Source organism: Arenibacterium halophilum (genome assembly GCF_005938225.1).
Classification (GTDB): Bacteria; Pseudomonadota; Alphaproteobacteria; order Rhodobacterales; family Rhodobacteraceae; genus Arenibacterium; species Arenibacterium halophilum.
Window position 1 is genome coordinate 127,039 of sequence record NZ_VCPC01000003.1, and the last position, 18,490, is coordinate 145,528.

Annotated in this window: 14 protein-coding genes; 6 read left to right on the forward strand and 8 right to left on the reverse strand. The window is 64.4% G+C overall.

Features of this window, described 5'->3' with window-relative positions:
- Positions 1-4 precede the first annotated feature (4 nt).
- The 4 genes from tssL to FGK64_RS13850 are packed head-to-tail and all read left to right on the forward strand — an operon-like array spanning position 5 to position 6,391.
- Complete coding sequence (tssL, locus tag FGK64_RS13835; RefSeq protein WP_138864432.1) at positions 5-1,429, forward strand: type VI secretion system protein TssL, long form; 1,425 nt, start codon at positions 5-7, stop codon at positions 1,427-1,429.
- Complete coding sequence (tssM, locus tag FGK64_RS13840) at positions 1,426-4,992, forward strand: type VI secretion system membrane subunit TssM (RefSeq protein ID WP_138864433.1); 3,567 nt, start codon at positions 1,426-1,428, stop codon at positions 4,990-4,992. The genes tssL and tssM overlap by 4 nt, the downstream gene beginning before the upstream one ends.
- On the forward strand, positions 4,974-5,672 hold the full coding sequence (gene tagF / locus FGK64_RS13845) for a type VI secretion system-associated protein TagF (RefSeq protein WP_246057770.1): 699 nt from the start codon (positions 4,974-4,976) through the stop codon (positions 5,670-5,672). Before tssM ends, tagF begins: the two co-directional genes overlap by 19 nt.
- Positions 5,669-6,391, forward strand: coding sequence for a PP2C family protein-serine/threonine phosphatase (locus FGK64_RS13850; RefSeq protein WP_138864434.1), 723 nt, complete (start codon positions 5,669-5,671; stop codon positions 6,389-6,391). Before tagF ends, FGK64_RS13850 begins: the two co-directional genes overlap by 4 nt.
- An 18-nt stretch (positions 6,392-6,409) precedes the next feature.
- On the opposite strand, the gene FGK64_RS13855 is transcribed toward FGK64_RS13850, so the two are convergent.
- Both FGK64_RS13855 and FGK64_RS13860 read right to left on the reverse strand, forming a co-directional pair.
- The gene (locus FGK64_RS13855) at positions 6,410-8,608 is read right to left on the reverse strand and encodes a serine/threonine-protein kinase (RefSeq protein ID WP_138864435.1); all 2,199 of its coding nucleotides are present in this window, start codon (positions 8,606-8,608) and stop codon (positions 6,410-6,412) included.
- Positions 8,609-8,677: 69 nt separating this feature from the next.
- Positions 8,678-9,256, reverse strand: coding sequence for an OmpA family protein (locus FGK64_RS13860; protein WP_138864436.1), 579 nt, complete (start codon positions 9,254-9,256; stop codon positions 8,678-8,680).
- A gap of 173 nt (positions 9,257-9,429) precedes the next feature.
- On the opposite strand from FGK64_RS13860, the gene FGK64_RS13865 reads away from it, so the two are divergent.
- A complete protein-coding gene (locus FGK64_RS13865) occupies positions 9,430-10,266 on the forward strand; it encodes a M15 family metallopeptidase (RefSeq protein ID WP_138864437.1) in 837 nt (278 codons plus the stop codon).
- Here the strand turns inward: FGK64_RS13865 and FGK64_RS13870 are convergent.
- The 3 genes from FGK64_RS13870 to FGK64_RS13880 all read right to left on the reverse strand — a co-directional run bounded on the left by FGK64_RS13870 (position 10,263) and on the right by FGK64_RS13880 (position 14,496).
- Positions 10,263-11,705 carry a UdgX family uracil-DNA binding protein gene (locus FGK64_RS13870; protein WP_138864438.1) on the reverse strand — a complete coding sequence of 481 codons (1,443 nt, stop codon included), beginning with the start codon at positions 11,703-11,705 and terminating at the stop codon, positions 10,263-10,265. The two genes, FGK64_RS13865 and FGK64_RS13870, sit on opposite strands and share 4 nt — an antisense overlap.
- Positions 11,705-12,940 (reverse strand): putative DNA modification/repair radical SAM protein, encoded by a 1,236-nt coding sequence (locus FGK64_RS13875; RefSeq protein WP_138864439.1) that lies wholly within the window; start codon positions 12,938-12,940, stop codon positions 11,705-11,707. Before FGK64_RS13875 ends, FGK64_RS13870 begins: the two co-directional genes overlap by 1 nt.
- A gap of 68 nt (positions 12,941-13,008) precedes the next feature.
- Positions 13,009-14,496 (reverse strand): caspase family protein, encoded by a 1,488-nt coding sequence (locus tag FGK64_RS13880; protein ID WP_138864440.1) that lies wholly within the window; start codon positions 14,494-14,496, stop codon positions 13,009-13,011.
- A gap of 174 nt (positions 14,497-14,670) precedes the next feature.
- Between FGK64_RS13880 and FGK64_RS13885 the strand changes: the two genes are divergently transcribed.
- Positions 14,671-15,342: a hypothetical protein gene (locus FGK64_RS13885; RefSeq protein WP_138864441.1), complete on the forward strand. Its 672-nt coding sequence runs from the start codon at positions 14,671-14,673 to the stop codon at positions 15,340-15,342.
- 53 nt (positions 15,343-15,395) lie between these two features.
- On the opposite strand, the gene FGK64_RS13890 is transcribed toward FGK64_RS13885, so the two are convergent.
- The 3 genes from FGK64_RS13890 to FGK64_RS13900 all read right to left on the reverse strand — a co-directional run bounded on the left by FGK64_RS13890 (position 15,396) and on the right by FGK64_RS13900 (position 18,301).
- A complete protein-coding gene (locus FGK64_RS13890; protein ID WP_138864442.1) occupies positions 15,396-15,914 on the reverse strand; it encodes a MarR family winged helix-turn-helix transcriptional regulator in 519 nt (172 codons plus the stop codon).
- Between the two features lie 28 nt (positions 15,915-15,942).
- Entirely contained in the window at positions 15,943-17,112 is a 1,170-nt protein-coding gene (gene pobA, locus FGK64_RS13895; protein ID WP_138864443.1) for a 4-hydroxybenzoate 3-monooxygenase, read from the reverse strand.
- 292 nt (positions 17,113-17,404) lie between these two features.
- Positions 17,405-18,301: a DMT family transporter gene (locus FGK64_RS13900; RefSeq protein ID WP_246057771.1), complete on the reverse strand. Its 897-nt coding sequence runs from the start codon at positions 18,299-18,301 to the stop codon at positions 17,405-17,407.
- Positions 18,302-18,490: the final 189 nt, after the last annotated feature.

The window sequence follows — 18,490 nt, forward strand, 5'->3', positions numbered from 1 at the left end:
GCCGATGTCGGACAAAGACCCGTTCGCGGAACCAGATGACACCGACAAGACGGTGATCCGCCCCAATCCGGGCGGGCGGCTGACACCGTCCGCACAGCCCACTCCGGCGGCAGCCGCAACCGCTGCGCCCGCCGACCCGTTGGACCCGGCCGAGCCGCCAACCGTGGCCTATGGTGTGCCGCAGGGCCACGCCGCGCAGGCCGCGCCGCGGGCGTCAGGTGGCAATGCCAAGATGGCGATGACGGGCATGAACCGGCTGACCGCCTGCGCCAGCACGCTGTTTTCGCTGATTTCCCGCATCCGCAATCGCGCCCAGCACATGGACCCGGACAAGCTGCGCCTGTCGGTGGTGGCCGAGGTGCGCGAGTTCGAAAACCGCGCGTTGCAGGCAGGCATCGCCGCGCAGACAGTCAAGGTGGCCCGCTATGCGCTCTGTGCCACGCTCGACGATGTGGTGTTGAACACGCCCTGGGGCGGGCAATCTTCATGGGGGCTGCAGTCAATGGTCGGCACCTTCCACCGCGAAACCGTGGGGGGCGACCGGTTTTACGACCTGCTGGCGCGGCTGGAAAAGGAACCCGGCAACAACATCGACATGCTGGAATTCCTGTACATGTGCATGTCGCTGGGGTTCGAGGGACGGTTGCGCGTCGAGCAGGGCGGGGCCGAGAAGCACCTGCAAATCCGCGCCGCGCTGGCCCGCATCATTCGCGCACAGCGTGGGCCGCTGGAGCATGACCTGTCACCGCGCTGGGAAGGGTTGAAGAAGCCGTTCAAGGCGCTGTCGGCCTGGCGGCTGCTGTGGATCGCCGTGGGGCTGACCTCGGGGCTGTTGCTGATGGAATTCCTGGGCCTGTCCTATGCGCTGTCGAATTCGACCGAGCGGGTGATCGGCCAGCTTTCGGTGATCGACAGCGGCCAGCGCGCCACGCTGCTGCGCCGGGCGCCGCCGCCGCCCCCGCCGCCGCCCGCGCCCACGGCCGAGGAACAGTTGAAAAAGGTCGAAGGCTTCCTGCAGGAAGAAATCGACGATGGCGTGGTCGAGGTGTTCCAGAAGGCCAACACTTTGGTGATCCGCATCGCCGGGTCGGGCATGTTCGGGTCGGGGTCCGACGATTTGCAGGCGCGGTTCGAAGAACCCATCGCCCGCGTCGCCCGGTCGCTGAACGAGGAACCGGGTCCGGTTATCATCGTGGGTCATTCCGACAACGTGCCGATCCGGTCGTCGCGGTTTCCGTCGAACATGCACCTGTCGCTGGCGCGCGCCAAATCGGTGATGAACGGCATCGCGCGCATCTTTGACGACCCCAACCGCCTGACCGCCGAAGGCCGCGCCGACAAGGAACCGATTGCCGACAATGGCACGGCAGAAGGCCGCGCCAAGAACCGCCGGATCGAAGTTGTACTGGTGCGGGAGAGTGACCAATGATCCGCCTGTTTATGCGCGCCATGCGCTCGATCTATTTCGCGCTGTTTTTTGCGGCGCTGGTGCTGTCGCTGGCGATCTGGTTCCTTGGCCCGCTGATCGGAACAGAGGCCTGGCACCCGCTGGCCAGCCTCAAGGCGCGGATCATCACGGTGACGATCCTGTGTTTCCTGTTCGTGATGACGATGCTGCTGATCCTGGTGCTGCGCCTGCGCCGGAATCGCAAGATGACCGAGGATATGGCCGAAGCCGTCGAGCCTGTCGAAGATGATGTGGTCTCGGAAGAAATCGGAGAGCTGCGCGGCAAGTTCAAGGCAGCGATCACCGAACTGCGCAAATCGAAGAACGGCAAACGGTCGCTGCGCGAGCTGCCCTGGTATGTCATCATCGGCCCGCCCGGCGCGGGCAAAACTACGGCTATCGTGAATTCGGGGCTGCAATTCCCGCTGGCCGACAAGCTGGGCAAGGCCGCCGTGGGCGGCGTGGGCGGAACGCGCAACTGTGACTGGTGGTTCACCAACGAGGCCGTGCTGATCGACACCGCCGGGCGCTACACCACGCAGGAAAGCGACGCCGAAACCGACAATGCCGCCTGGATCGGGTTTCTTGGTCTGCTGAAAAAATACCGGAAACGCCAGCCGATCAACGGCGCGGTGGTGGCAATTTCGCTGTCCGATCTGTCCTTGCAAGACGAGATGACCCAGAAGGCCCACGCGCAGGCTGTGCGCAGGCGCCTGAACGAACTGCGCGAAAAGCTGGGCGTGCGGTTCCCGGTTTACGTTCTGTTCACCAAGGCCGATCTGATCGCTGGCTTCACCGAATTCTACGACGATCTGGGCAAGGAAGGGCGCGAACAGGTCTGGGGCTTTACCCTTCCGCTGGACAAGGCGCGCACCGAGACGCCGCCCGTGGCCGGTTTTGACGAGGAATTCGGCGCCCTGCTGGGCCAGCTGAACGCGCAGATGCTGGAGAAGATGCAGCGCGAGACCGACCAGCAGCGCCGCGCGCTGATTGCCGGCTTCCCGGCGCAGGTCGCCTCGGTCCGCGTTGTGGCGCGCGATTTCCTGAACGAGGTGTTCCAGGACAACCGCTATGAGAACCGCCAGATGCTGCGCGGCGTCTACCTGACCAGCGGCACGCAGGAAGGCACGCCCATCGACCGGCTGATGCTGGGCATGGCGCAGACCTTCGGCATCGGGCGTCAGGCTATCGGCACCGGGCAGGGCACCGGGCGGTCGTTCTTCCTGACCAGGCTGTTTGAATCGGTGATGTTCAACGAGGCCGGGCTGGTTTCGGCCGATGACAAGGTAGAACGCCGCTATCGCTGGACCCAGCGGGCGGCGATTGCCGCGACCGTGCTGATCGCGCTGGGCATGGGGGCGCTGTGGGTGCGCAGCTACCTTGGCAATACCGCGATCATCGCGCAGGCGGCCGAACAGGTCGACAATTACAATCAGGCGGCCTCGGCTCTGCCGCCCAGCCCGGTGGGTGATACCGATCTGCCGCCCGTGGTGCTGGCGCTGAACCAGCTGCGCGATCTGCCCGGCAATCCGGTGCTGTCCGACCCCGATCCCGATGGCAGCGTGCGCTATGGCCTGTACCAGGGCGAGGTGATCGGCACGCAGGCCGCGCAAAGCTATCGCGCGGCGCTGAACCAGCGGCTTCTGCCCCGGCTTCTGCTTCGGCTGGAGGAACAGATCACCGCCAACATGAACAACCCCGAGCTGCTCTACGAGGCGCTCAAGATCTACATGATGCTGGGGCTTCAGGGGCCGATGAACGTCGATCTGGTCAAGGAGTGGATGCAGGTCGACTGGTCGCTGGTCTATCCCGGCGTGGTGCGTGACCAACTGCGCGCCGATCTGAACGACCACCTTGATGCGTTGCTGTCTCAGCCGATGGAAGAGATTGACCTGAACGGCCCCTTGGTCGAACAGGTGCAGGGCATCCTGACCGAGCTGCCGCTGGCGCAGCGCGTCTACAACGGCATCATCAACAGCACCACCGCCACCGCTTTGCCGAAATGGCGCATCACCGAGGTGGGCGGCCCGTCGGTCGCGCGGGTTCTGGTGCGCAGCTCGGGCAAGCCGCTGAACGACGGGGTCGAGGGGATTTTCACCTACAACGGTTTCAACGACGTGTTCCTGCCCGAAGCGGTCAGCGTGGCCGAACGGGTGCAGTCCGAGGCATGGGTGCTGGGCGAACGCGGCGAGGCGATCCAGACCGAAGGCGCGTTGCTGCAGCTTAGCCGCGATGTGCTGGATCTGTATTACAACGACTATATTGCGCGGTACGACGGGGTGCTGGCCGACCTGGACATCATCCCGATGGAAAGCCTCAGCCACGCGGTCGAAGTGACGAATGTGCTGTCGGGGCCAACCTCGCCCATCGTCAATATCCTGACCGAAATCTCGAATGAAACCAAGCTGACCGAAGATCGCAATGCGCTGAATACCGAGTCGCTCAGCGATGGGGCGCAAAGCATCGCCAGGCTGGAAGCGAGGTCGAGCCTGTCGATCCAGGGGCAGATTCTGCTCGAGGCGCTGACCTCGGCGGCGACCACGCAAACGGGCGTGCCGCCCAAGCCGCCCGGGGCCTATGTCGAAGATCGCTTTGCCTGGCTGCACCAGTTGACGGAACGCCCCGAAGGCCAGCCCAGCCAGCTGGACCGGCTGATGCAGGCGCTGACGGCTGTCTATCAGGAAATGAACAAGATGACGTTCTCGGGCGTCTCGACAGGCGGCGAAACCGGGCAGGCGCTGTTGCAGTTCCAGCAGGCCGCCAGCCGGATCGAAGGCCCGATGCCGCGCTGGGCCGCGCAGATCGCGACCGGGTCGTCTGGCATTACCTCTGACAGTACCCGCGCCTCGATCAACGCGCGCTGGCAGGCCAACGTGCTGCCGTTCTGCGAAAAAGCGCTCGACAATCGCTATCCGTTCAACAAACGCGCCGGGGCCGACGTGGCGATGGCCGATTTCGCGCGGCTGTTCGCGCCGGGCGGGTTGATCGACAGTTTCTTCAACGAGGCGCTGTTGAAGCACGTTGATATCCGCACCCGTCCGTGGACTTGGAAATCGGTCAACAACGTCGATCTGGGCATCAGCCAGGCGGTGCTGGACCAGATGCAGAACGCGTCCGAAATCCGCGAGGCATTCTTTGGTGGCAGCGCCACGCCGCTGGTGCAGTTCCAGATCACACCCGAGGCATTGGACCCCAAGGCCAAATCGGTGACGCTGGAAATCGACGGGCAGCGGGTGGAATTCGCGCAGCGCAGCGGCCAGCCGAACCCGGTGGCGATTACATGGCCCGGCGCGGTGGGGCTGGCGCGGGTGCACTACGAACCCGACCGCAAGAACATCGAAAGCACCCTCAGCCGCGATGGCCCGTGGGGCTGGTTCCGCCTGCTGGACGCGGCCGAGGTGCGCGGATCGAACGTATCCGACCGCAAACGCGTGATCTTCAACGTGGGTGGGCGCATCGCGATCTTCCAGATGCAGTCCGGCTCTGTGCTCAACCCCTTTGCCCTTCCGGCGCTGGCCAAGTTCAGTTGCCCGAAATCCATGTGATGGCGGCGATGTTCGGCGCATTCGGCAAGATGCCGTCGGTGGGCGATTTCTTTCGCATTAACCTTGGGCCGGGGTTCGTGACGCCGTGGGATACCTGGATCCAGCAGGTGATGCTGGGCGCTCAGGGCGTGTTCGGCAATCGTTTCGACGCATATTACATGTCCGCACCGATCTGGCGCTTCAGCCTCTCGGCGGGGCTGGCCGGGCCGCAGAAGATGCTGGGGGTGCTGATGCCCTCGGTCGATCGGGTGGGGCGGCGGTTTCCGCTGACCCTCGCCGCGCCGATGGACACGCCCGGCTCCGCGCCGCTGGACCATTTCCGTGAAGAGACGCTGTTTGCGCAGTTGGAAACGCTGGCCCTGTCGGCGCTGGGCGATGACATGACGCGCGAGGGTTTGGCCGAGCGGCTGGGCGATCTGCCCGCGATGCCCCTGCGCGGTGCTGCCCCGCTGCGTGCCCATGCGGGTGCGATGGTGCTGACCGGTGCGGGCGAGGGCGGGTTTCTGCCCGATCTGGCCTCCGGCCTGCTGGCCGGAAAATATTCGGCACCTACCATGTGGAGTGCTGTTGTGAACGATGTGACCCGGGTTATGATTTGCGATGGTTTACCAAATGACACCAAAGGCTGCGCGCTGTTCGATCTGGATGCCCCGCTATGGACAGAGGCAGGTGCGCCATGAGTGATCGTTCCGCCTATCGCTACAACGCCAAAACCCATGTGGGCCTGAAACGCCGTGTAAACGAAGACGCGGTGCTGGCCTTGCCCGAACACGATATCTGGGTCGTCTCGGACGGCATGGGCGGTCACGAGGCGGGTGATTACGCCAGCCGGTTGATTGCCGATTCCATTGCCACCATTCCCCTGGGGCTGGACCCGGCCAGCCGGATGCACGCCCTGCGCGATGCGATCCGCACCGCCCATACCATGATCGTGCAGGAAGCCGAGGCGCGCGGGCGCGGGGTGATCGGGGCGACGGTGGCGGCGCTGATGATCTCGGGGCCGCATTTCGTGGCGATCTGGGCCGGCGACAGCCGCATCTATCGCCTGCGCGACGGCCGGATCGAGCTGTTGACGACAGACCATTCCGCCGTCGCGGAATTCGTCGCCGCAGGCCAGATGACGTGGGACGAGGCCGAAATGCACCCCCATTCCAACGCCATCACCCGCGCTGTCGGCGTGGGCGACGAGTTGGAGTTGGACAAGGTGCGCGGCGATGTGCAAAGCGGCGACCGCTATCTGCTGTGCTCGGACGGGCTGACCAAATACGCAACCTTCGCAATCCTGGAACGCGCGCTGGGGCGGTTCCCGCTGGAAACCGTGTCGGACGAGCTGATTCAGATCGCGCTGACCGGCGGCGGGGCCGACAATATCTCGGTCATCGTGGTGGACGTGCTGTAACGTCGGCAAACACGCACCTTACGGGCGCGCTGTTTCCAGTATCCGGCTGTCGAGCGAGCGGATGCTCGTCTCATTGCTTTCAGCAAACTCCTGCAAGGCTTCGGCATAGCCCGACGCGCTTTCCGATGTCGGGCGCAGCCCGTCGAACAGAGGGGTGTCCGACAGGATCGCGATCACCTTGCTTTTGCCCAGCGTGCTGTCATCGACGCGAAAGGCCAGCCGCCCATTCTGCGCGGCCTCTTTCAGGTCATAGGCCACGCGTACGGACACCTCTCCGCCCTGGCCTTCGCGCAGGGCAGAAATGGAATTGTCCTGGCGGTTCAGATTGGGCAGCAGGTGGAACACGTTGCCCGAGACATCAAGGATCGAGACGCTCAGGAAGCCATCGGTCACGTCGGGGGGGATAATCACGTCGATCACCGGGTTTTCGCCCACGAAAAACCGCCCCGAGGGGTTGGCTTCGTCACGTTCGCCGACGCGATAGGCGATGCCCACGTTCCCGGTGGGCGCATTGGGCAGGTGGTTTTCGATCAGGCAGAGCGTGTGATTCAGAACCTCGACATCCAGAACGATCTTGCGATCCCCCGCCAGCGCGCGCAGCTGGTCGAACATCTGCACACGTGTCGCGGTTTCGCCAACCCGGCCGGAAACGGTGATCGCGCTGTCGGGGCCGTAGCCGGTGGCGGGCACGCTGCCCTGTTCCAGCGGCCCGCAATCGGCCAGCCCGTCCAGCACCGCGCCCACCTCGGACGCGGCAAGGAAAACGGGGACAAAGCTGATCTGCGCCCGGCCTTCCAGCGCGCCGGGCAGATCGCTGCCCATGGCTGCCATCAGCCGTTGCTGTTCGCCCTGGTCGGTCGCGGTGCCGGTGACCTGCCCGCGATTGCCGCTGACCGACAGCCGCCATGCGGGCAAATCTTCGATCGCCTCGATGGTGGTCAGCACGTCCTCGCCCCACGTGGCGGCGATATCACCGCGCGCAAGTGTCAGATCGGCGCTGCCCTGGCCTGCGTCCATCAGCGCGGTCAGACGGGTCTGCACAGCTTCGGAGGGCACATTCCCCACGGCTTGTGGCGTACCGCCTTCCGCCTTTTCAATGATCAGCGTGTAAGGCTCTGCCAGCGGTAGCGACGGCCCCAGCAGGCTGTCGAACGCGCCGCTGGCATAGCCGCCTGCGCCTGCGACGCCAATCGCGGCCACCGCCAGCATCGCATAAAGCCCGCCGCGCGATTTTCCCGCTTTCGAGGTGTCTGGCAGGGCGGCGGTGCTGGCTGCGGGGGCAACCGTTGCGCCCACGGGCGGCGGCGGCGGAATGGTCGGCGTCTCGGTCCGCGTGCGGGCGGCTACAGGCGTGATAACGGTGGCGTCTTCATCCAGATCAGCATCGGCGGGCGCGGGATTGTCCAGATAGGCCAGCACGGCGGCGGCGCTTGCCATACGGTTGTCCGGGTCGGGCGCGCACATCCGGTCGATCAGCGTTTTCAGTGGTTCGGGCACGCCGGTGGTGTCCAGAGGCTCGCTCTTGCGTTTGACCACTTCCATCGGGTTGCGGCCCACGTCGGGCGGGCTGCCCCGGAAGTTCGCCAGCAACAGCGCGCCCAGCGAATAAATATCAGACCGCGCGTCGGTCTGCCCGTTCAGCTGCTCCGGCGCGGCATAGGCGTATTTCCCGGCGAATTCGTTGCCCACGATGGTTTCGGCGCCGGGATTCGTATCTTTCGCGATGCCAAAGTCGATGATGATCGCCTGCGACGGCTCGCCATCGCGCAGGATGATATTGTCGGGTGAAAGATCGCGGTGCACGATATTGCGTGAATGCGCGGCTTGCAGCCCCTCGGCCACGCGGCGGCACACGGTCAGCAGCTCGTCAGCAGGCATCGGCCCCTGTTTCAGACGTTTGTCGAGCCCGGGGCCTTCGACGTAATCCATCAGAAGGTAGATATGCCCGCTTTGGGTTCGCGAACATTCAGAGTAGCGCACCACCGCGTCATGGCGGATGTCGCGAATTTCCTCTTCCCGGGTCAGCAGGACTAGGTAGTCGTCATTGCCTGACAGTTCCGCCTTCAACACCTTCAGCGCCATCAGGCGCCCGGAAATTTCCGACCGGGCCTTGTACACATCCGACGTGCCGCCACGGCCAAGGATGCTTTCGATCCGGTAGGTGTTGTTCAATAGCTCGCCGGGCTGGAATGCGTCGCCCGGGCGCGACTCGATCATGGGCGCCGCTCCTTATGACCGGCAGGCACGGGCCTGCCGGAACCGTTCTGATCTGCGCCCGACAGGGGCTTAACCCAGCGCCTGGAATTCAACCCGGCGGTTCACGTCGCCGCGCGGATCGTTGGCGTCAAAGGGTGCGGATTCGCCCAGGCCCACGGCCTCGAGCCGGGTTTCCGGGATGCCGCAATCGCTGACCAGATGGCGCTTGACCTCTTGCGCGCGCAGCAGCGACAGGCGTTCGTTATAGCTGGCGCTGCCCGAGCTGTCGGTGTGGCCGATGATCTGGAATTTGGCCACATCCACGCTGCGCATCACTTCGCACAGGGTGCTCAGCTTGACCTTCTGGTCGTTGCGCAGGGTCGCGCTGTCGAAATCGAAGGCGATCTGGATGTTGACCTGATCCGCGCGATCGACCGCGCTATAGGCGGTGGTGGCGGCAGGGGCGGTTGCAACGCTGGTTGTGCTGGCCTGTTCGGCCTGCTGCCCCGATGGGACGATCACCAGACCGCGGGTTTTCTGTTTCTTGAACGCCTCGGTGATTTCTTCGGCGGTCATTTCATTGGCTGACTGGGCCGACACGGCAACGGGGGCGGAAAACCCGATTCCGGCAATCAGAGAACAGGCGATAAGGCTGGTAAGACGGACCATGGTTCGCTTTCCCTTTCTATCCACTTGGGTTACGTAAGGACTTTATACCGAAGGGCTTATAACCGACAACGGGTATTGCTTCGGTGAACTGGGTCACTTTACGCGATTCCGGTGCATTTTTATGGCAGCGCGGCAATAATTTCGCGCGTGGGCAGAATGGGACGACGGGCGCGATGCGGTATCTGCCGGCAATTATCGTCGCGGTGGCGCTGATCATGGTTCCGGTCATCTGGGTCGGGCTGAATTTTGCGCTGTCGGAAGAAGATTTTCAGGGCGCGGCCGTGGATTCCGGTGCGCGCATCGACATCGAGGTGCTGCGCCAGCAGGTCGAGGATTTGCAGCAACGCCTTGCCGCACTGGAGACCGAGGTCGCGCGGCTCCCCGCAGCGGGCGCGGGGCAGACGTTCCAGCGCGACGAAGACGCCGAAAACGCGCTGCTGAACAGTGGGCCGAACGACATCATCGACGCCTATGCGCAGGTGGTGCTGATTGCCAATCGCACCAGTGTGAACCGGGGGCTGGAAGTCGCTGGGCCCGACTACCTCGAGGCCAAGCTGGGCCGCCCGCGCGCGGTGCTGTCGGACACCTGCGAGCCGATGACGAACGAAGCGTTGAAATCGCGTCTGGTGCTGGAACAGGTCGGCCCGATCCGCGTCAACATGCTGCGCCCGGCGGTGGATTCGCTGCGCCGGGTGTTCGCCAATATCGAACGCGCCGATCCCGATCTCTATGCGCGCATCAATTCCTCCGGCTCGCTCTGTGTGCGGCGCATTCGCGGCACGGTCGACCGGCTCTCGACCCACAGCTATGGCCTTGCGGTCGATCTGAACATCGACGGGCATCTGGATAATTTCACCGATGGCAAGACGCAGCTGGGCCTGACCATCCTGGCCGATTTCTTCCATGCCGAAGGTTGGGTCTGGGGGGCAGGATTCCGGCGTGAAGACAGCATGCACTTTGAAATCAGCCGCAAACAGCTGGATGAATGGCTGGCAGAGGGCGCGCTTTAGGCCGCCTGTCGCACCAGTTCGACGGCGCAGGCCAGATCGCCCGTCAGGTCGGCGCTCGCCTTCTGGCGCGCGGTTTCATCTGGCAGACGCAGGATATAGCTGGGGTGTAGGGTGATCAGCACCGGCGTGTCATCCGGCCCCGGTTCCACACTGCCGCGCCGTTTCAGAAGGCCCGATTTGTCGCCTGTCAGGCTGTAGGCCGCCGTGCCCCCCATCGCGACCAGAAGCCGGGGCCGGATCAGGCGGCGTTCCACGTCCAGCCACCAGCGGCAATGGTCGATTTCGTCCCGATCGGGGGATTGGTGCAACCGGCGCTTGCCGCGCGGCTGGAATTTGAAGTGCTTCACCGCGTTGGTCACATAGGCGCGTGACCTGTCCAGCCCGGCCTGAGCCGCCAGCCGATCAAACAGCTGCCCGGCGGGGCCGACAAAGGGACGCCCGGCCAGATCTTCGTGGTCGCCCGGTTGTTCGCCCACGATCATCAGCGCCGCATCGGGCGGGCCTTCGCCGGGCACCGCCTGCGTGGCCGATTGCGCCAGCGGGCAACGGGTGCAGCCTTGTAGCCCGGCAAGATACTCGGCTTGGTCGCCTACTACGGGCGCAGGGGTGCGTGTCTCGGCCAGACGGTCCAGCACGCGCGCCGCGCGAGGGGGCGCGATTGTGGGCATAGCCAGAGCCATCTCGCGCGCGCGGGCGGGGGCAGTGGCGATCAACTCGGGGATCAGCGCGGCCTCCGGCAGGTTCTTCCAGTACTTGCGCGGCATTTCCGTCTGCATCGCGTTCACCTTCAGCCGCGCCGGGTTGAAGATGTTGCGGAAATAGGTGCGCCACAGATCCTCGGTCGCGTCTTCGGGCAGGGGCGGTTTCGGCTGGCCCGCGTCAAAGCGCAGTTGGCCCGCGCGGAAATGCGCGGACAGGTCGGGTGTCAGGATCGCCCAGTCCATGTCGCCGAACCGTTTGGCAAAGAAGGCCGCGCCGGGTTCGGTGGTGAAATGGCTGGGTTCGAACCACGCGGCAAATTGGCGGCGGCCCTCGACCGGCTCGGCAATTTCGCGGAACCGCACGAAGGCGTGCATCTTGTGGATGTCGCGGCGCACCGCCTTGGCCATGTCGTTCAGCCGCGCGATGCCCGCATCCCCCCGGTCCGAGATCAACGCGGGCCGGTCCCGCAACGCCCAGAGCAGCGCATAGAGCCGGGCAAAGCGTTCCGGGTCGCGGTGCCAGATCACGCTGCGCGCCAGCGCGACGAAGGCGCGCGGCACGTTCGGCGGCGGGCCACCCGGGGCGGCGTGCGCGACGGGCGCATCGAACAGGTCGCCGCCATCGGCCCCCATCACCCAGCGCAGCGTTTCAGGCCGCTGCTCCGCCATCAGGCAGGCGCGCGCCTGATCGCGCCACGCGTCAAAGGTGCCGATGGTCGGCAAGTGGATCGTCTGCATCACAGCAGGCTCAGCTGTTCCGGCGGCGGTGCGAACCGCGCGCGCAGCCCCGCGCTGTCCGTCAGCCCGCCGGGCGACCAGTCTGGCAGGGTCAGGAAGGGCCGCGCATGGGTTAGCCGCGCACCCATTCGCATCAGGTCGCCATAGCGTATTGTCCGATGCCGGCGGGTGGCAAGAATGCGGCCCACTGTCTTGGCGCCCAGCCCCGGCACGCGCAACAGCATCTCGCGCCCCGCGCGGTTCACATCGACGGGGAAGTGGTGCCGGTTCGCCAGCGCCCATGCCAGTTTCGGGTCAATCGCCAGATCCAAATTGCCGCCCTGCGTCGCGCCGGTAATCTCGCCCACGTCAAAGCCGTAGAACCGCAGCAGCCAATCGGCCTGATACAGCCGGTGTTCCCGCATCAGCGGCGGTTTGATCAACGGCAGCACCTGTGAGGAATCGGGAATAGGGGAAAACGCCGAGTAATAGACCCGGCTCAGCCGATAGCTGGAGTAGAGCCGGGTCGAGGTGGTCAGGATGTCCGTATCCGTCGCCGCATCGGCCCCCACGATCATCTGCGTCGATTGCCCCGCGGGCGCAAAGCGGGGCGGGCGTTTGCCCCGGTGGCTTTTGTCGCAGCGCGCGTCGCGGTTCAGGCGCACATCGGCCATGGTGCGGCGGATTTGGTCGGGCGACTTCTCGGGGGCCAGCGTTTTGACCCCGGCATCGGTCGGCAGCTCGACATTGATCGACAGGCGGTCGGCGTACAGCCCGGCCTGTTCGATCAGCTCGGGCGCGGCATCGGGGATGGTTTTCAGGTGGATATAGCCGCGAAAGCCGTGGTCTTCGCGCAGGGTGCGTGCGATGCGGACCATGTCGCCCATCGTGTCGTCGGGCGAGCGGATGATGCCGGAGGACAGGAACAGCCCCTCGATATAGTTGCGGCGATAGAATTCCAGCGTCAGCGAGACCACCTCCTCGACGCTGAACCGCGCGCGGGTGACGTTCGAGCTCACCCGGTTCACGCAATAGGCGCAATCGTAGATGCAGAAATTCGTCATCAGGATCTTCAGCAGGCTGATGCAGCGCCCATCCGGCGCATAGGCATGGCAGATGCCCGACCCGGTGACCGAGCCTAGCCCTTTGCCATCGCGGCTGTCGCGTTTCGCCCCCCCGCTGGACGCGCAGGAGGCATCGTATTTGGCGGCGTCGGACAGGATCGCCAGTTTTTCGTCCAAGGTGAGTCGGGCCATATGTTCATGATATGTTCACGCGCCCGGCGCGACAATAAACCATGACATAACACACGCGTGAGCGGGGGTTATTCGCTCAGGCCATAGGCCAGCCGGATGCTGCGCCGGGTGCCCGGTCCGAAATCGCCGTCGATGGCTCCGGCGTAGAATTCGTATTTCTGCAATTCGCGTTGCAGTGCCTGCCGGGTTTCGGTGGCGAACATCTCGGGCCGGTCGGTCAGCAGGTTCAGCACGTCCTGGCTGCCCGAGCGCAGCGCGGCATACAGGTACTGCGCCGCATCCTCGGGGCCTTTCGACGGGATCAGCCCGTCGTCGATCAGCGCGGCAAAGTTGAACTGCGCCTGCGGATGGCGCAGATCGGCGGCGCGTTCAAAGAAAGACAGTGCGCGTTTTGGATCGGCGGGCAGGCCAAGCCCACCCTGATAATGCAGGAAGCCCAGATCGTTGATCGCATCGGCGAAATCCTGATCCGCCGCGGCGCGGTACAACTCAAGCGCGCGTTTTTCGTCGCGGTCCACTCCCGTGCCGCGTTCGTACAGTTTCGCCAGCTCGAACTGCGCCTCGGGCGACCCGGCCTCGGCCGCGCGTTCAAGGAAGCCCACGGCCGCCTGCGGGTCGAACCGGCCTTCGTTCGGGTTCAGCCGGATATAGGCCAGCCCCAGCATCGATCGCGTATCGCCAAGATCGGCCAGCGCCAGCAGCTGTTCCTCCTGGTCGGGCTTGATCGCGGCCCAGGCATCGACGGCCTGCGCCTGCGCCACATCCGCCTGCCCCTGTCCGGGACCGGCAAGGTAAAAGGGCACGCCGGTAAGGGAGCCATAGGTGTGCGGTTCCTGCAGGTTGTTGGTATCGCGCAGAACCTGGTCGCGCACCTGTCGGAACATCAGCGAAATTTCCAGCCCGGGCTGCACCATCTTGTCGATCAAGGCGCTGGCATAGGGGCTGTTTTGCCCATTGCCATCCAGCGCGACCTGCCCGTCCTTGGCGGCAAATGCGACCAGCGTGCCCCGGTCGGGATCGGCGGCCGCCAGCCCGCCGCGTTCACCGCCGCCGCGCGTGATATTGCCCGAGCTGTCCATTTCGATCAGATCGCCCAGCGGGTTGTCGCGGCAGCTGTCCAGGATCACGATCCGCATCTTGCGGGCGCGTTCGACCGCGTCGAGCAGCTGTTTCAGCGAGACCGACTGCCGCTGCACATCGCGGTTGGACTGCACGTTGGCATCGACGGGGATCAGGAAATTCTCGCCCTGCACCTCGACCCCGTGACCGGCGAAATAGATCAGCGCGAGGTCGGCGGTTTCCGAGCGGAAGGCGAAATCGTCCAGCTGCTGGCGCAGTTGATCGGTGGTGGCGTCCAGCGCCAGCGTCACGTCGAAGCCAATGCCATCCAACGCCTTGGCCATGGCCTCGGCGTCGTTGATCGTATTGTCGAGCGGCGGAATCGATTGATAGGCGCTCATCCCCAGAACCAGAGCCACACGGTCGGATGCGGCCATGGCCATCGGGGCCGTTACCAACAGAGTGAACAGGAAAACAAGACGCGCCATCAATGTCATGGCCTGATACCTACGTGAAACGTGAAAGACTTTGGCGCAATGGTAATCAACGAAAGGGCGAAACGGAACATGCGATTTTGCGCAGCGGGTGACGAATGCGCGAGGGTGGAGTTAGGCGTTTGCCGGGTGCCATGCTAGTCTGGATCGGCATGTTGCTGTGTCGCGAGGGTGAGGATGAGATACCTGCGGTTTCCGGTGTGCCTGTGCGGCGCGCTTCTTTTGCCGATGGTGGCCAATGCCGAAGGCATTCTGAGCGGCGGCGCAGGGAAGGCGATCCTGTTCGGTCAAAGTCAGGGTGCCGGGCGAGGTGGGGCGGCTAACGGGGCCGAGGGCGGATCATCCGTTGGCAGCAGCGTGGCGGACCGCTTTGGCGCGGCGAGTGCAGGCAGCGCGACAACTGGCGTGGCCGCGCGGATCGAAGCGGCCTTTGCGCAAGCGCGCGGGCTGTGCACGGCTGTTCCGCGCGAATACCGTCTGGACTGTATGCTGGTGTTTTTCCGTCAGGCTTTGGCCGAAACCCCGCAAGCCGGGCAGATGGCCGAGGCCCATGCTATCCTGCGCGACACGGTACAACGGCTGGAGAAGTTGGTTTCCGACAATGCCGATGGCTCGCGCCCGACGATCCGGGCGCAGGTCCGCGAGGGCAATCGAACCCGTGCGACGCCACGTTTGCGCGCCGTGCGGGCAGAGCGCGTGGCGCAAACCAATGCCGCCGCCGCCCGCATCGTAGCCGAAGCGGAAACCCAGCTGCTGAGATCTGCGCCCGCCAGCAGTCCGGCGCGGCTGGAATACACCCGCATCGCCTCCGCAGTCGGGTCGAACAAGGTTCTTCTGCGCTCTACGTGAGATGTTTCTGGTCCGACCGGGTCGAACAAGGTTCTATTGCGCTTTACGTGAGTTCAAAGCCGTTCGACATTGCGGCGTAGCACGCGCATCACCCGCAAGAATGCTTCGAGGTCTTCAGGGTCCACCCCGTCGATCAAAGCCGCTTCGCGATCCAGCGCGGTGGCCATCACCCGATCATGCAGCGCATAGCCATCGTCGTTCAATGACAGGGCCTTGCGGCGCGGATCAGTGGGTGAGGCTTGGGTGTTCAGGAGCCCCATGTCGGCCAGTTTGCTGACCGAGCGGCTGACGGCCGCCTTGTCGAGCGCGATCACGTCGCAGATGCGCGAGGCTGGTATGCCCGGTTCAGTCGCCAGCCACGACAGCACGCGCCATTCGGTCACGCCCACGCCGAAATCCGTCAGGTAGCGCGACGACGCGCCACGCGACAGCGCGTTGTTCACAGCCGCTAGGAAATAGGGGATGTAATTGTCGATATCTATCACGCGCTGGCCATGCGGCGTGACAAGCGTGGGCTGCGAAAGACGGCCACCCGGGCAGGTGGCGCCGGCCGGATCGGTCGACGGGGTCATGCAACTCTCCTGGTATCGCGACCCCGGCTCAGTACGGCAGTCCGACGTAATTCTGGGCAAGCGCGGCCTGGGCGGCCTCACTTTCCCTGAGATAAGAAATTTCCGCCTGTTGCATCCGCAGGTCGAACCCCGAGTGTTCGGGGAAGCGGTGCAGTAGCGATGTCATCCACCAACTGAACCGTTCGACTTTCCAGACACGCGCAAGCGCCTTTTCAGAGTACGTGTCGAGCCCGACCGAGTCACCCTCATTATAGTGCTGGATCAGCCCGCGATGCAGATAGAACACGTCCGATGCCGCCGAGTTCAGCCCCTTGGCACCGGTGGGCGGAACAATATGCGCCGCGTCTCCGCAGAGGAACAGCCGCCCCCAGCGCATCGGTTCCGACACGAAAGACCGCAAGGGCGCGATCGATTTCTCGATCGCGGGGCCGGTGACCAGCGTGTCGGCGGCGTGTTCGGGTATGCGCCTGCGCAATTCGTCCCAGAAGGCGGTATCGCTCCAGCTTTCGGGTTTGTCGGACAGATCGCATTGGATGTAATAGCGGCTCAGCTTGGCATTGCGCATCGAACACAGGGCGAAGCCGCGGGTGGACGAGGCATAGATCAGTTCGTCGTTTACTGGCGGGGTTTCAGACAGGATGCCCAGCCAGCCAAAGGGGTACACCTTTTCGTATTCGCGCCGCACCGTGTCGGGAATCGATTTGCGGCTGACACCGTGGAAGCCGTCGCAGCCGGCGATGTAATCACAATCGATCCGCATGTCCGCGCCGTCGTGGCGAAAGGTGACATAAGGCGCATCGCTGTCGAGCCCGTGCAGTTCGACGCCTTCGACTTTGAACAGCGTGGTGCCGCCGCTGGCATCGCGCGCCTGATACAGATCGCGGGTGACTTCGGTCTGCCCGTAGATGGTGACAGGTTTTCCGGCGTGGCGGGCAAAGTCGATATGTACCTGGTCGTTGTCGAAAGACAGGATGGTGCCATCATGCGTGAAGCCTTCGCGGTCGAGCCTGTCGCCCACGCCGGCCTCGTGCATCAGTTCGACCATGCCCTGCTCCAGCACGCCGGCCCGGATGCGGCCCAACACGTGATCCCGGGTCTGGCGTTCAAGGATGATCGACTCGATTCCGTCTTTGGCCAGCAACTGCGACAGCAAAAGCCCCGAGGGGCCGCCTCCGATAATCAGAACCTGCGTGCGCATGATCGCAATCCTCCCTGCCGCAGGGCGGTTCGCCCCTTGTCTGAATATTAGTATTGCGATCATGAGTTGCGGGGTCAACTCATTTTGTGTTTCAGGGAGTCATCTAACGCGCAAGCGGGGAGGGGGCCCAGTCTAACCATTAACTGCAGTGCCCCCTTCGCAAGACGGGACGGCCTGTTGAGACATTGGCGCCATTCCCCAAAGAGAGTGTAGCAACGAAGGTGGAAGGGGGCTCTGCCCCCGTCCCTGCGGGACTCCCCCGGGATATTTGTCCCCCAAAGAAGGATTGGATTTAGCTGCGGGAAATCCGGGTGGCGATGCGGCCGTCGATGGCCGCGAGGCCGGCACCGATCAGGGCCATTCCGGCGAGGTGGCGCGGCAGGAGCGATTCGCCCAGGAAGACCGTGCCCAGCACGATCGCGCTGACCGGGATCAGGAAGGTGACAAGCACGAGGTTGGTGGCCCCGGCGGTCGCAAGGATGCGAAAGTAGATCACATAGGCCAGTGCGGTAGACAGGGCCGCGACGCAGATCAGCGCCGCGATGGAGACGGTGTCAGGTGCAGGCAGTGTCCAGGGGCGGTCGATGATCAGCGCAAAGGGCAGCATGACGCAGCTAGAGGCGATGACCTGTCCGGTGGCGGTTGTCATCGGGGCCACGCCCATAGCGCGAAAGCGGCGCCCGAAGATTCCTGCAAAGCCGTAAGAGAGTGCAGCGGCAAGGCACATCGTCTGCGCCGCGACGCTTGTGCCCATATCGTTCAGCGCGGCGGGTCCGATCATCAGGGCGACCCCGGCAAAGCCGATCAACACTCCGGCAAGCCGGTCGCGAGTCATGCGCTCGTCTGCCGTAAGGACATGCGCAAGAACCACCGTGAACAGCGGCGTTGCGGCGTTCAGGATCGAGGCCAGCCCAGAGGCGATGTGTTGCTGGCCCCACACGATGAGAGTGAAGGGAACCGCATTGTTCAAAAGCCCCATGCCCATGAAAGCCAGCCAGATGTGCCGATCATGGGGCAGAGGCGTGCCACGGGCGCGCAGCAGGGCGGTCAGAAGGATGGCTGCGATCACAACGCGGGCCGTGACCACCGTGAACACAGGCACGCTGCGCAGGGCGATGTCGTTAAAGAAGAACGAGCCGCCCCAAAGCAGCGACAGGGCCAGCAGCAAGGCCCATTCGGTGGTTGTCATCGGGCGAGTGCTGGAAGGCTGAGGCATGTCTGATAAGGTCCGGTGCTTGGTGGTCGTGCCAGATTGCCCCAAGCTGCGCCAGTCGGGCGATCCGGTTCCTGCGCCTAAACCGTATCCCGGAACGACAAAAACCGCCCCGGATGGAGCGGTTTGCCGTGGGTCGGATCAAAGGGCCGCAGATGCGGCGCC